This window comes from Streptomyces sp. NPDC104831, assembly GCF_055583025.1.
Map to the genome: position 1 here is coordinate 156598 of NZ_JBVJOT010000008.1, position 14073 is coordinate 170670.

12 protein-coding genes are annotated in these 14073 nt (G+C 74.5%); 2 read left to right on the plus strand and 10 right to left on the minus strand.

The genetic code is table 11. From position 1 onward, the window contains the following. Positions 1-49: 49 nt before the first annotated feature. On the minus strand, positions 50-634 hold the full coding sequence (locus ACZ63H_RS08440; protein WP_469863044.1) for a flavodoxin family protein: 585 nt from the start codon (positions 632-634) through the stop codon (positions 50-52). A gap of 135 nt (positions 635-769) precedes the next feature. Here ACZ63H_RS08440 and ACZ63H_RS08445 point away from each other — a divergent pair, with 135 nt between their 5' ends. Beyond that, positions 770-1165 (plus strand): winged helix-turn-helix transcriptional regulator, encoded by a 396-nt coding sequence (locus tag ACZ63H_RS08445; RefSeq protein WP_469863045.1) that lies wholly within the window; start codon positions 770-772, stop codon positions 1163-1165. Here the strand turns inward: ACZ63H_RS08445 and mutM are convergent. The 8 genes from mutM to recG all read right to left on the minus strand — a co-directional run bounded on the left by mutM (position 1138) and on the right by recG (position 8473). Further along, complete coding sequence (gene mutM / locus ACZ63H_RS08450) at positions 1138-1998, minus strand: bifunctional DNA-formamidopyrimidine glycosylase/DNA-(apurinic or apyrimidinic site) lyase (RefSeq protein WP_469863046.1); 861 nt, start codon at positions 1996-1998, stop codon at positions 1138-1140. The genes ACZ63H_RS08445 and mutM overlap by 28 nt on opposite strands. Positions 1999-2128: 130 nt before the next feature. Continuing rightward, a complete protein-coding gene (gene rnc / locus ACZ63H_RS08455) occupies positions 2129-2950 on the minus strand; it encodes a ribonuclease III (RefSeq protein WP_469863047.1) in 822 nt (273 codons plus the stop codon). A gap of 19 nt (positions 2951-2969) precedes the next feature. Beyond that, the gene (rpmF, locus tag ACZ63H_RS08460; protein WP_007493396.1) at positions 2970-3143 is read right to left on the minus strand and encodes a 50S ribosomal protein L32; all 174 of its coding nucleotides are present in this window, start codon (positions 3141-3143) and stop codon (positions 2970-2972) included. Positions 3144-3145: 2 nt separating this feature from the next. Next, on the minus strand, positions 3146-3790 hold the full coding sequence (locus ACZ63H_RS08465; RefSeq protein WP_469863048.1) for a YceD family protein: 645 nt from the start codon (positions 3788-3790) through the stop codon (positions 3146-3148). A gap of 130 nt (positions 3791-3920) precedes the next feature. Further along, entirely contained in the window at positions 3921-5039 is a 1119-nt protein-coding gene (locus tag ACZ63H_RS08470) for a cell division initiation protein (RefSeq protein WP_469863049.1), read from the minus strand. 57 nt (positions 5040-5096) lie between these two features. Beyond that, on the minus strand, positions 5097-5576 hold the full coding sequence (gene coaD, locus ACZ63H_RS08475; protein WP_469863076.1) for a pantetheine-phosphate adenylyltransferase: 480 nt from the start codon (positions 5574-5576) through the stop codon (positions 5097-5099). Between the two features lie 26 nt (positions 5577-5602). Next, positions 5603-6190, minus strand: a complete 588-nt coding sequence (rsmD, locus tag ACZ63H_RS08480; RefSeq protein WP_469863050.1) for a 16S rRNA (guanine(966)-N(2))-methyltransferase RsmD — start codon at positions 6188-6190, stop codon at positions 5603-5605. Positions 6191-6268: 78 nt separating this feature from the next. Continuing rightward, positions 6269-8473 carry an ATP-dependent DNA helicase RecG gene (gene recG, locus ACZ63H_RS08485; RefSeq protein ID WP_469863051.1) on the minus strand — a complete coding sequence of 735 codons (2205 nt, stop codon included), beginning with the start codon at positions 8471-8473 and terminating at the stop codon, positions 6269-6271. Between the two features lie 547 nt (positions 8474-9020). Here recG and ACZ63H_RS08490 point away from each other — a divergent pair. Continuing rightward, positions 9021-12191: a tetratricopeptide repeat protein gene (locus ACZ63H_RS08490; RefSeq protein ID WP_469863052.1), complete on the plus strand. Its 3171-nt coding sequence runs from the start codon at positions 9021-9023 to the stop codon at positions 12189-12191. A gap of 58 nt (positions 12192-12249) precedes the next feature. Here ACZ63H_RS08490 and ACZ63H_RS08495 read toward each other — a convergent pair whose 3' ends face one another. Further along, positions 12250-14007: a DAK2 domain-containing protein gene (locus ACZ63H_RS08495; protein ID WP_469863077.1), complete on the minus strand. Its 1758-nt coding sequence runs from the start codon at positions 14005-14007 to the stop codon at positions 12250-12252. Positions 14008-14073 lie beyond the last annotated feature (66 nt).

The following is a 14073-nucleotide window of genomic DNA, read 5'->3' on the forward strand; positions in this document are numbered from 1 at the left end:
GGCGACGGGGGACGGCCGCTCGGGCCGTCGGCCGGTGTCCCGGCCGGGCCTACGCCGCCGCGCGTCCCAGGGCGAAGACCCTCGCCGTGCGCGCCACCCGGCGGCCCAGGTGCTCGGCGGTGGCGCTGTCGGCCTTGTGGACGCCCTCGGGGCCCTGGTCGTTGTCGGACTGGGCCGCGGCGCCCGAGAAGAAGCCGAGGCGGTTGAGGTCGTTCTCGGAGGCGGTGCTGCTGTTCCAGCCGGGGAGCAGACCGAGGCTGATCCAGTGCATGCCGTGCTGGGCGGCGAGCGTCTGGAAGAACTGCAGGGTGTGCAGCTTGTCGCCGCTCTTGGACGCGGAGTTGGTGAAGCCGGCCGCCAGCTTGTCCTGCCAGTCCCGGCCGGCCCAGCGCCGGGAGGTGGCCTCGGCGAAGACGTGGAAGGCGCCGGACGCGGTGCCCATGTAGGTGGGCGAGCCGAAGACGATCGCGTCGGAGCGGTCCAGCACCTCCCACTGGTCGTCGGTGATCTCGTCCACCTTGATCAGGTGCACCTCGGCACCCGCGTCGGCGGCACCGGCGCGGACGGCCTCGGCGAGCACGGCGGTGTGGCCGAAGCCGGAGTGGTAGGCGATGGACACCACGGGCGTGGTCATGGGGACTCCTAGGAAAGGACAGCGGAATACGGCGCGGCCCGAGGAAGAGCGGTCGGTCGCGATAACCAAAGGAAAGCACTAACTAACAGTTAGTGCAACCTAGTGGTAAGCGCTGCGTGGGCGTACCCTTGGGGTATGACGGCGACCACCCAGGACCACGACGACCTCGCGTACAACGTCTTCGCCAAGGCCTGCCCGTCGCGCGGCACGCTGGAGCACGTCACGGGCCGCTGGGGCGGGCTGACGCTCGGCGCGCTGTACGAAGGGTCACTGCGCTTCAACGAGCTGCGCCGCCGTGTCGACGGGGTGAGCGAGAAGATGCTCTCCCAGACCCTGCACGCGCTGGAGCGCGACGGCCTGGTGCACCGCGAGGCACAGCCGACGAACCCGCCGCGCGTGGACTACGAACTGACACCGCTGGGCCGCCGGGTCGCCGAACGGCTGCTGGCGCTCATGCACTGCGTGGAGGGCGCGATGGACGACGTCCTCGCGGCCCGCGCGCGCTACGACGAGACGCGCGGCGCCCTCTGACACCTCGGGCAGAAGTAGCTGGACCGGTTCATCCAGGGACGGCGCCGCATGGGGGTGCCGCACCGCTTGCACGGCAGCCCCTCACGGCCGTACGCGTCCAGGGACCGGTCGAAGTAGCCTGACTCGCCGTTGACGTTGACGTACAGGCTGTCGAAGCTGGTGCCGCCGACGGCGAGGGCCGCGTTCATCACGTCGCGGACGTGGCCGAGGAGTTCCGCCGTGACGGGACGGGTGAAGTTCGCCGTCGGGCGTTCGTAGTGGACGCGGGCGCGCCACAGGGCCTCGTCCGCGTAGATGTTGCCGACGCCGCTGATCAGCGACTGGTCCAGCAGGGCCCGCTTGATGGTGGTCCGCTTGCGGCGCAGCGACCGGTGGAAGGCGTCGTCGTCGAAGAGCGGGTCCAGCGGGTCGCGGGCGATGTGCGCGATGACGTCGGGCAGGCCGGCCGGGGTGTTGTCGTGCAGGGACAGCCCGCCGAAGGTGCGCTGGTCGACGAAGCGGAGCTGCGTGCCGAGCGAGTCGGCGAACCGGACGCGGATGCGCAGGTGCTTCTCGTCCGGCGCCTCATGGGGCTGGACCAGCAGCTGGCCGCTCATGCCGAGGTGGGCCAGGACGGACTGGTCGGTCTCCTCCAGCGGCAGCCACAGGTACTTGCCGCGCCGGCGGGGCGTGCCGATGTGGCGGCCCTTGAGCCGGTGCGCGAAGTCGTCGGGCCCGGCGAGGTGCCGGCGCACGGCACGCGGGTGCAGCACCTCGGTCTCGGCGACGGTCCGGTGGGCGACCCAGCGCTCCAGACCCCGCCGGACGACCTCGACCTCGGGCAACTCGGGCATCGGACCCCCGTGGGAACCGTACGGACCGGTGGATGGGACGAGCGCCCGTGCCGGCGTGGACGGCCGGACGGGCGCTCGGGTGCTGCTGCTTGACCGGCACGAGCCGACGAACTCGGCGCGTGCCGCTCGGTCAGGCGGTGGCGGAGGAGGCGTCGCCGCGGTCGAGGGCCTCGTCGGCCGTCTCACGGACGGGCTCCTCGGCCGGCTTGGCGCGCTCGTCCGCCGCGGCCCGGATGGACCGCCAGGCGGACTCGGCGGCCTGCTGCTCCGCCTCCTTCTTGCTGCGGCCGGTGCCGGTGCCGTACGAGACGCCTCCGACGCGGGCGGCAGCAGTGAAGGTCTTCTCGTGGTCGGGGCCGGTCTCCGTGACCAGGTACTCGGGCACGCCGAGCCCCTCGATCGCGGTCAGCTCCTGGAGGGAGGTCTTCCAGTCCAGGCCGGCTCCGAGGTTGGAGGACTTCTCGATCAGCGGGTCGAACAGGCGGTGCACCAGTTCGGAGGCCGCGTCGAGGCCCTGGTCGAGATAGACCGCGCCGATCACCGCTTCTAGGGTGTCGGCGAGGATGGACGCCTTGTCCCGGCCGCCCGTGCCCTCTTCACCCCGGCCGAGCCGGATGAAGGCGCCGAGGTCGAGGCCGCGGCCGACCTCCGCCAGCGCACGCGAGTTGACCACCGCGGCCCGCAACTTGGCCAGCTGGCCTTCGGGCAGGTCGGGGTGGGTGCGGTACAGCGTGTCCGTGACGACGAGGCCGAGCACGGAGTCCCCGAGGAACTCCAGCCGCTCGTTCGTCGGCAGACCGCCGTTCTCGTACGCGTAGGAACGGTGGGTCAGCGCTCGCACCAGAAGGGCGGACTCGACCTGGTAGCCGAGCCGCCCTTCCAGAAGCGTGTGGGACGAGGCCTGCGGACTACCCCCGCGCTGGCGGGGACTAGCTGCTTTCGCGTCAGTCATCGGGCCTCTCACCAGCCACTCAGACTTCGAGGACCTGGCGCTTGTTGTAGGTGCCGCAAGACGGGCACGCGATGTGCTGCAGCTTGGGCTCGTGGCAGCGCTCGCACGCAACCAGGGTGGGGACCGCAGCCTTCCACTGCGACCGGCGGTGGCGCGTGTTGCTGCGCGACATCTTCCGCTTCGGAACAGCCACGGCTACTTCTCCTGCTTCTCGTCGACGCCCGCTTCGGCGCCGCTCATCTCGTCCTTCTCGCCGTCCGTCATGGTGTCGGCGAGTCCCTGCAATGCCGCCCAACGGATGTCGACGGCGTCATGGTGGTGGTCCGGGTCGTCCGCGAGCCGCGCTCCGCATTCGGAACACAGGCCCGGGCAGTCGTCCTGGCACACCGGCTGCATCGGCAGTGCGAGCACCACCGCATCGCGCAGCACAGGTTCGAGGTCGATCAGACCGTCCTCGATGAAGAGCCTGTCCTCGTCGTCCTCGGCGTCGGCGCCCGGTTCCGCGATCACACGGCCCCGGTCGTCGGCGTCAGGGTACGAGAACATCTCCTGGAAGTCCGCTTCGAGCTCCAGCCCGACCGGCTCCAGACACCTTACGCACTCCCCCTCGGCCGTTGCACGGGCGGTGCCTGTGACAAGCACCCCTTCCATGACCGACTCGAGACGGAGGTCGAGTTCCAACGGGCTGCCTTCCGGCACTCCGATGACTCCCGGGATGCCGAGATCCCGGGGAGCGTCGATCTCGCGGGTCAGGCGCTGCAGCGCGCCAGGACGCCGGCCCAGCTCGTGCGTGTCGATCACGAGGGGGTTGCGGTGGTCGAGGCGGGCGTTGGAAGCCATTCCTGCTTTCGATCTGCGAACTCGAAGGGACGCCGCCCGACGGTGTACCCGGGCAGCGGTGATCGCGGGCATGCGCGACCGAACAGCCAGGATACTGGACCTTTCGCTCAGCGCCCAATCCGGTGCCCGGCTACAGCCCCCGGCCTTGTTCGTACGCCCGCAGCTGCTCCGCGCTGATCATGCCGGTGTCGAAGAGGCTGGTCTCGTCCAGGGCGTAGCCCTGCGGGGGCTGGGGCCGGTCCTGCGGCTGGTGCGGGGGGTCCTGGGGCGGCTGGGACCGGTGGGCCTGGTGGGGATCGTAGGCGGGCTGCCCGGTGCCGTAGCCCTGGTGGCCGTAGGGGTCCGCCTGCCCGTAGCCGTACGGGTCCTGGCCCGGCGGGTACGCCGGCTGCTCCGGGAAGCCCGTATAGGGGTCCGGCTGCCGGGGGGCGGGTTCCGCCGGAGCGTAGCCGGAGGCCGGGGCATAGGCGGGCTGCGGCTCGTACGCGGGCCGCGCCGGCTCGGGCCGCCGCCGGTCGGCGCGGTCGCTGTCCGCGAGGGCCGCGAGGTCGGCGAGGTAGTCGGCGTCGCTGGAGTGCTGGAAGGTCGTGGTGTCGTCGGCCAGCGCGCCGAGGTCGTCGGTGGCGATCCGGCCGTGCAGCTTCTGCCGGCCGCGGCCGACGGCCTCCAGCGTCTTGGCGAGGACCGCCTCGAAGGCGCCGAGCTTGGCGTCCACGTAGGCGTCGGCGTCCCGGCGCAGGGTCTCCGGGTCGTGGCTGCGCTCGGGGGCGTCCTCGTCCGCGTAGCCCTGCTCGTCCAGGCCGGGGCCGGTGCCGAGGAGCTTCTCGCGGCCCCGGCCGACCGAGCCGAGGGTCTTGGTGAGGACGACCTCGAAGTTGGCGAGCTTGGAGTCGACGTAGTCGTCGGCCTCGGCGCGGATCTCCTCGGCCTCCTTGCGGGCCTCGGCCAGGATCCGGTCGGCCTCGGCCTGGGAGCGGCGGGCGACCTCGGTGCCGGAGACCAGCGAGCCGCGCTCGGCGTGCGCGCTCTCGATGATCCGCTCGGCCTCCCGCCGGGCCTCCTCGACCATCTGCTCACGGTCGCCGATCAGTTCCCGCGCCTGGGCGAGGGAGCCGGGCAGCGCCTGGCGCACCTCTTCGAGCATCGCGAGCAGCTCGGCGCGGTTGACCACGCACGACGCCGACATGGGCATGGACCGGGCGCCGGAGACCGTGGAGACGATCTCGTCGAGCTTCTTCTGCACGTCCACCTGTGCTCGCCACTCTCTACAGCCGGGTTGGAGACGGACGGGACGACTGTAGTCCCATCAGTCCCCGGCGAGGCGCGTGTTCAGCGCCTGGAGCACCCGCGACGGCACCAGGTGCGAGACGTCCCCGCCCCAGGCCGCGACCTCCTTGACGAGGGAGGAGGACAGGAAGCTGTAGGTGGGGTTGGTGGGCACGAACAGCGTCTCGACGCCGGTGAGGCCGTTGTTCATCTGGGCCATCTGGAGTTCGTAGTCGAAGTCGCTGACGGCGCGCAGGCCCTTGACGATGGCGGGGATGTCGCGCTGCTTGCAGAAGTCCACGAGGAGGCCGTGGAAGGCCTCGACGCGGACGTTGGCGTACTCGGAGGTGACCTCGCGGATCAGCTCGATCCGCTCGTCGATCTCGAACAGGCCCTTCTTGGACTTGTTGATCATCACCGCGACGTAGACCTCGTCGTACAGACGGGAGGCTCGGGCGATGATGTCGAGATGTCCGTTGGTGATCGGGTCGAACGACCCGGGACAGACGGCGCGGCGCACTTGTGATCCCTCGCTCTCCGGTCCGGTCATCGTGCGTCTTCGCACGTAGAGGCGGCGCGACCGTACCAAAACGTTCCCTCGCCGTAGCGACGGGACCGGATCGCCTCGAAGCCGTCCGGCCAGTGGAATTCGCCGCCTCTGGTGCTGCGCTCCACGGTGACGAGCGCTTGCTCGGCGAGCCAGCCCTCCGAGTGGAGTGTGAGCAGGATCTCGCGAAGATCGCGATCCGTGACGGCGTACGGGGGGTCGAGGAAGACCAGGTCGTAGGGCTCGGCGGGGGGTTCGGCGCGGACGATGTGTTCCGCTTTGCCCGCGCGGACCTCGGCGCCGGGCAGGCCCAGGTTCCGGACGTTCTCGCGGACGACGCGGGCCGCGCGGGCGTCGGCCTCGACCAGGAGGGTGTGCCCGGCGCCCCGGGACAGGGCCTCCAGGCCCACGGCGCCCGAGCCGGCGTAGAGGTCGAGGACCCGTTCGCCGTCCAGGGGGCCGCCGAGGAGGGACTGCCAGGTGGAGAAGAGTCCCTCGCGTGCGCGGTCCGAGGTGGGGCGGGTGCCGGTGCCGGGGGGTACCGCAAGGCGCCGTCCGCCGGCGGCACCGGCGATCACGCGGGTCATGAGGGGTCCTTCTTCGTGGGCGGGTTCACGGTTCATTGTGGCCGGTCGCGCGGTGCCTCGCGCCCCTGGGGGGACACTTCACCCCTTTTCCAGGTACTGCTCCCGCTCGTCGTCCAGCAGGGCGTCCAGGGCCGTGCGCAGGCCCGGCAGGCGCTCCAGTTCCGGGTCGGCCGCCACGACCGCCGCCGCCTCCGCCCTCGCCTCCGCGATGACCTCCTCGTCCTCGATGACGGCGAGGACCCGCAGGCTGGAGCGGGCACCGGACTGGGCCTGGCCCAGGACGTCGCCCTCGCGGCGCTGTTCGAGGTCGATGCGGGACAGCTCGAAGCCGTCGAGGGTGGAGGCGACCGCGTTGAGCCGCTGGCGGGCCGGGCTCGCCTCGGGCATCTCGGTGACCAGGAGGCACAGCCCGGGGGCGGAGCCGCGGCCGACCCGGCCGCGCAGCTGGTGGAGCTGGGAGACGCCGAAGCGGTCGGCGTCCATGATGACCATGGCCGTGGCGTTCGGGACGTTGACGCCGACCTCGATGACGGTGGTGGCGACCAGCACGTCGGTCTCGCCGGCCGCGAAGCGGCGCATCACGGCGTCCTTGTCGTCGGGGTGCATCCTGCCGTGCAGCACCTCCACCCCGAGCCCCTTGAGGGGGCCGCGGCCCAGCTGGTCGGCCACGTCGAGCACGGCCAGCGGGGGGCGCTTGTCCGCGTCGCCCTCGGCGGGCTTCCTGCCGGCCTTCTTCGGGTCGTCCTCCTCGTCGCCGATGCGCGGACAGACCACGTACGCCTGGTGGCCGGCCTCGACCTCCTCGCGGACCCGTTCCCAGGCGCGGGCCAGGAAGTGGGGCTTGTCGGCGGCCGGGACGACATGGCTGGCGATCGGGGAGCGGCCCGCCGGGAGCTGGTCCAGCACCGAGGTCTCCAGGTCGCCGAAGACCGTCATGGCGACCGTGCGCGGGATGGGGGTGGCCGTCATGACGAGCAGGTGCGGGGGCTGCTTGCCCTTGCTCCGCAGGGCGTCGCGCTGCTCCACGCCGAAGCGGTGCTGTTCGTCGACCACCACCAGGCCGAGGTCGTGGAACCGGACCTTGTCCTCGATCAGGGCGTGGGTGCCGATGACGATGCCGGCCTCGCCGGTGGCCAGGTCGAGCAGGGCCTGACGGCGGGCCGCCGTGCCCATCGAGCCGGTGAGCAGCACCACCTTGGTGGCGTGCTCGGCGCCGCCGAGGACCCCGCCCTCGGCCAGCTCCCCCATCATCTCGGTGATGGAGCGGTGGTGCTGCTGGGCGAGCACCTCGGTGGGCGCCAGCATGGCCGCCTGACCGCCCGCGTCGACCACGGCGAGCATGGCGCGCAGGGCCACCATGGTCTTCCCCGAACCGACCTCGCCCTGGAGCAGGCGGTGCATCGGGTGGGGGGTGGCGAGGTCGTCGAAGATCTCGCGGGAGACCTTCTGCTGGCCCTCGGTGAGGGTGAAGGGCAGGCGGTCGTCGAAGGCCGCGAGCAGGCCGTCCGGACCGGGGACGCGGGGCACGGCGGGCAGGTGGGTCTCGGCGTGCCGGCGGCGGGCCAGGGCGACCTGGAGGACGAACGCCTCGTCCCACTTCAGGCGGGCGCGGGCGTCGGCGACGTCGGCCTTGGTGTGCGGCCGGTGGATCTTGAGCAGGGCCTCGGGGAGCGGGAGCAGGCCGCGGCCGGCGCGCAGCGACTCCGGGAGCGGGTCGAGGGCCTCCTGGGCGCTGGGCAGCACCGTCTGGACCGCCTTGCCGATCTTCCAGGACTCCAGCTTGGCGGTCGCGGGATACAGGGGGATCAGGGCGCCGGCCCAGGACTCCACGGCCTCCTCGCCGTCGCCCCGCAGCAACTCGTAGGCCGGGTGGGCGAGCTGGAGGCGGCGGTTGAAGACGGAGACCTTGCCGGCGAACATCGCGCGGGTGCCCGGCAGCAGTTCCTTGTGGGGTTTGTGCACGCCGGCGCCGAAGAAGACGAGCTGGAGGCGCCCGCTGCCGTCCGTGATCGTGACCTCCAGGCGCTGGCCCTTGCCCCGGGGGGCCTTGGCCGAGGCGAAGGTGTGCAGACGGGCGTCGGCGACCTGGGCGACCACCGTGACGTGCTCGTCCATGGGGAGGTCGGCGAGGTGGGTGAGCTGGCCGCGCTCCTCGTATCTGCGCGGGTAGTGGTGCAGCAGGTCGCCGACGGTGTGCAGGCCGAGGTGCTCGGCCATCACCTTCGCGGTGGCGGGGCCGAGCACCTTCTTGAGCGGTTCTTGCAGTGCGGGCACGCCACCCATTGCACACCACGGCACCGACAATGCCCGCAGAGCACGCCCCGCGCCGCCCGGACGGGGTGCCGTAAACATCAGGGAAACTCCTGGTCAGACGCGCTGATCCGGCCCTAGGATGGCGCGTTCCGGCCATCCTTCGCGGTCACCGCCCCGCCGGTGCCGCCCGACCCCGCGCCGCACGCACGCCCTCCTGCGGCGCAGTGACGATGGACTCCCAGACCCCACAGGCATCCCAGGCCCCCCACCGACCCCCACCACCCCACAGGTCCCAGGTCGATCCGCGCCGGACCCGCTCGACCGCGGAGCGCGCCGACGGTCCGGGGGCGGGCATCCTGGAGTCACCGCGCGGCGGCGCCCCGCGTCGGCCGCCGGACCGGCTCGGTCCGCCGGTGCGGCGCACCGGTTCGCCCGGCGCCCCGGAGCCGATCGGCACCGGGACCGCGGCGCGGTACGGGCCCGCGCGGCGCCCGTGGCGGCCGGCCGGGCCGGCACTGCCCGACCGGGCGTTCATCGGGCTGCTCGCACGGGCGCCCCACGGGGAGGGGGACGGACGATGAGTGAGATCACGGACATCGACGCGCTGCGCCAGGCGCTGGCGGAGAACGCCGGGCTGCCGGAGGGACCGGCCCGCAACGCGCGCGCCGCGGAGCTGCTCGCGGAGGCGGAGCGGCTGGACGTCCCGCTCGCCGTGATCGAGGCGCTCGGGCACCAGCTGAAGGTCTGCCACCACAGCTCCGAGAAGGACGGGATGTTCGTCCCGTTCGCGCGGCTGCTGCGCATGTGGGACGAACGGCCCGAGGACTTCGACGAGGACGAGACCCACTCGCTGCACTGGGCCTTCAAGTGGATGTCGGCGGGCATGCTGGACCAGCCGCACATCGCGCTGGACTCGATCGAGAAGTGGCTCGGCGAGATGGAGCGCCGCCACCGGCTCGCCGGGTATTCCGAACGGGCCGTGCGGGCCGCCGAGTTCGAGGTGGCCGCGCACATCGGGGACCTCCCGCGCGCGCGTCGGGCGTACGCCGCGTGGCTGGCCGCCGGCCGGGACGCGATGGCCGACTGCCCCGCCTGCGAGCTGCGCCGGCAGGGCGGCTGGCAGGTGCGGTGCGGCCGGGACGCGGAGGCGCTCGGGCTGTGGCGGCCGGTGCTGGAGGGCGAGTTCGCCTGCGCGCACGAGCCGCACACCGTGCTGGCGTCCTCGCTGGCCCCGCTGCTGCGCCTCGGCCGGGTGGAGGAGGCCCGCGCACATCACCTGCGGGGCTTCCGGCTGGTGCGCCCGATGGAGAGCATGCGCAGCGCGTACGCCGACCACGTGGAGTTCTGCGCGCTGACCGGGAACGAGGCGCGCGGCCTGGAGCTGCTGGCCGGGCGGCCGGCGTACTTCACCGACACCGGGCACCCGCGCAGCGGGCTCGACTTCCTGGCCGTGGTGGCGCTGCTGATGGACCGGCTCACCGAACGGGGGCTGGGCGGGCAGCGGGTGCCGGGGCCGGCCGGGCGGACCTGGACGGCGCGGGAACTCGCCGCGCACGCGCGCGGGGCGGCGACGGAACTGGCCGCTCGGTTCGACCGCCGCAACGGCACGTCCGCCGTCGGCGACCGGGTCCGGGCGCGGATGGACCAGCGGCCGCTGGTGGAGCGGCTGCCGCTGGGCGTGCGGGCGGCCCGGCTCGCCGTGGCGCCGCCGGCCGCGCCCCCCGCGCCGCGGGCCCCGGGAGAGCCCGGGCTGCCCGCGCTGCTCGCCGAGGCGCGGCGGCAGTCGCGGACCCTGCGGCCGCACGCGCTCCAGGCGTGGGCGGCGGTGGCGCGGGCCGCCCGGGACACCGAACTGGAGCCGCGCGACCGCGCGGAGATCGCCGACCACGAGGCGATGGGCCGGGGCGTCGAGGGCATCCCCCTGTTCGCCCGCGCGGCCCGGCTGTACGCGGAGGCGGGCGACCCCGGGGAGGCACTGGCGGCACGCGCGCGGGCAGCGTACGTACGCGCCCTGTCGGGCGAGGTCGAGCCGGCCCTGGCCACGGTCACCCCGCTGTACGACGAGGTGCTGGCGCTGTACGCCGACGAGGGCACGGGAGTGCGCCAGACGGCATCGGTGGCGATGAGCCGGGCCCGCGTCCTGATGCGCCGGGTCCACGCGGCGGCCGAGGCGGAGGCGGGCGGTGCGGATCCGGGGGCCGGGGGCGTCGCCGACGGGCCGGGCGCGGCTGCCGGGGACCTCGGCGCGGACGCCTGGCCGGCCGACGCGGGCGCGGGGGCCGGCGGAACCGGTGGCGGGTCCTGCGCGGAGGCCGGGGAGACCGGTGACGGGTTCCCCGCCCAGGCCGAGGGCGGCGCGGCGACCGGCACGGCCGCGGCGCGAGGGGGTGCCGGTGCCCGGCACCCCGCCGTGGATCTCCCCCGTGCCGTCGCCGACGCCGAGGCGGCCATACGGGAGGTGCTGGCGCTCGTCGAGGGGCGTGCCGGGGGCGAGGTGCGGCTCGCGGCCCGGGCCGCCGAGGCGCGGGGCATGCTCGCCGAGCTGGCCGGGCTCACCGGGAACGCGCGGCGGGCGGCGGAGCTGTTCCGGCGCGCCGCCGACGGGTACGTGTCCGCCGGGGTGCCGTGGTTCGCGGTGGAGTACGAGGTCCAGGTCGCCGCCCTCGCCCACCAGGCCGGTGACCTCACCGGGGCCGAGCGCGCGCTGCGGGCGGCGCTGGAGCACGGCGGGCCGTACGTGGAGCCGGTCGGGCGGGCCCAGCTGCACCTCCAGCTCGCCGAGGTGCTCGGTGCGCTGGACGCGCCCGGCGAGGCGTGCGAGCACGCGCTGGAGGCCGCGCACTGGGCCGACGAGGCGGGCGAGGGCGGCTCCCTGGGCGCCTGGGCACGGCAGCAGCTGGGCGGGTTCCTGCTGCGCCGGGGCCGCAACGAGGAGGCCGCCGAGGTGCTCCGGTCCGCGCTGGCCGACCTGCGCCCGGACACGCACGGCGACGAGGCGGTGGTCCGGGCCCACTGGTGGCTCGGGGACTGCCTGGGCGAGCTGGGCGAGCACCGGGCCGCCGCCGAGGAACGGCTGAAGGCCGCGGAACTGGCCCGGCACTGGCCCGATCAGCAGGACCACGCCACGCTCGCGCACCTCGCCGCGGAGTCGCTGGGCAACGCCGGTCTGACGGCGGAGGCGGACCGGGCCTACACGCGCGCGGGCGAGCTGTGGCGCGCGCTCGGCAACGCCCCGTTCCTGGTCCGCGCGCTGCGCGCCCGCGCCTGGCTGGCGCTGGGCGGGGAGTCCGGAGCCGCGCGGGCCCGGGCGCTGATGACGGAGGCGGTGCGGGAGTGCGAGCGGGCGCTGTCCGCCGTCCGGGGCCCGGACCGGGCGGAGCTGGCCGCGGAACTCGGCGGTACGCACCGCCAGTTCGCCGAGCTGCTGGCCCGCTCGGCGTCCGAGGAGGCCGAGGACGCCGCGATCCGGGCCGCGTTCGAGGCGGCGCTCGGGCAGATGGGCCGGGCCGTCGCGGTGTTCACCACGCTCGGCGAGGCCGGGCTGCACGGCCGTACCGGCGCGGAACTGGGCGCGGGCTGGCTGGAGGCCGACCTCGGCCGTCCACTGCGGGCACAGGCACGCGCGCGTGCGGTGCTCGCGGTCTACGCGGGCGCCGACGAGGCGGACGAGACGGTACGGGCCCGGCGGGAGGAGGCGGCCCAGATGCTCCAGGCGACCCAGGACGGAACGCCCCCGGAGCGGGCCTGAGCCACCGGCGGCTCGCCCCCTGCCGACGGCCGCCGGCCCCCGCGCCGGCGGGCGTCGCTCACTCGACCCCGATCAGCAGCAGTGCCCCTTGCCGGCCGCCGTGGTAGACCACCGTGTCGACGGCCAGGTAGGACTCCCGCACGCGGGTCTCCAGGTGGGCGGCGACGGTGTCGGGGGCCTCGTCGCCGACGACGAGGGTGACCAGTTCGCCGCCGGACTGGAGCATGCGGTCCAGGACGGTGCGGGCGGTCGCGGTGACGTCCGTGCCGATCACCGCGACATCGCCGTCGATCAGGCCGAGCACGTCCCCGGCCTGGCAGATGCCGGCCGTCGTCCAGGACTGGCGCTCGGCGACGACGACCTCGGCGTACCGGGTGGCGCCCGCCGCCGAGGTCATCTGGACGACGTCCTCGTCGAACCGGCGCCGGGGCTCGTGCACGGCGAGCGCGGCGATGCCCTGGACGGCCGAGCGGGTCGGGATCAGGGCCACCCGGACGCCCTCGGCGCGGGCCTGCTCCGCCGCGGCGGCGGCCGTGTGGCGCAGCTCGGCGTCGTTGGGCAGCAGGACGACCTCGCGGGCGTGGGCCCGCCGTACCGCCTGCACCAGCTCCCCGCTGGCGGGCGGCTCCCCGGGGCGCGCGAGGACGGTGGTCGCACCGGCCTCGCCGTACAGCCCGGCCAGCCCCTCGCCGGGTACGACGGCGACGACCGCGCGCTGGGCGGGCGCGCGGGACGGGCGGGCGCGGCCGGGGGGCGCCCCGCCGTGCCCGAAGTGCGTGATCCGGATGCGGTAGGGGCGGCCGGCCTCCACCCCGGCCTCCACGGCGGCGCCGGCGTCGTCGACGTGCACGTGGACGTTCCACAGTCCGTCGCCGCCGACCACGACCAGGCAGTCCCCGAGGGCGTCGAGCCGCGCGCGCAACCGGGTCACCGCCGCGTCGTCGGCCTCCAGCAGGTAGATCACCTCGAAGGCGGGCCCGTCGGCACCGGCCCGGTCGCCGTCGGGAGCCGGGTCGGCGTCGAAGGCGTCCGCGGCGGGGCCGGCGTCACGGGCCCCCGCGGGCGCGTTGCCCGGCGCGCATCCCGGCATCTCCCGCACCGCCTCCCCCGTGACCGCCTCGACCAGTGCCCCGAGCACCGCCACCAGGCCCCGGCCGCCCGCGTCGACCACCCCGGCCCGCCGCAGCACGCCCAGCTGGTCCGGGGTCGCCGCCAGGGCCGTCCGCGCGCCCTCGTAGGCGGCCCGGGCGACGGTCCGGCAGTCGCCCCCGGCCTCCTCGGCGGCGTCGGCGGCGGCCGAGGCGACCGTCAGCACCGTGCCTTCGACGGGGTGCGCCACGGCCTGCCGGGCGGAGTCGGCGGCCCGGCGCAGGGCGCGCCGCAGTCCCGGGCCGTCGGCGCGGAAGACGGAGGAGGAAGGGGCGGTGGAGGAGGCAGGGGGGGTGGAGGCGGCGGGGGACGCGGAGGACGTCTCCCCCGCCTCGGCGAGCACCTGGGCCATGCCCCGCAGCAGCTGCGCGAGGATCGTCCCGGAGTTGCCCCGGGCCCCGATCAGCGCGCCGTGGGCCATCGCCCGGACCGCGTCGGCGAGGGAGGGCTCCGCGCAGCCGGTCTCGTACCCGGCGAACACCGCCTCCACGGCCGTGGCCGCCGACTCCACGGTCAGGTACAGGTTGGTCCCGGTGTCGCCGTCGGGCACCGGGTAGACATTGATCGCGTCGATCTCCTCGCGGGCGCCGCCCAGGGCCCGCAGTGCCAGGGAGCACCAGGTGCGCACCGCGAGAGCATCGAGGAATGTCTGCGGCACCTGCGCCACCTGCGCCTCCCTGACCCGGTCGTACGTGGGACGCAGCGTAGACCCCGGCCCGCTGCCTTCCGGAAG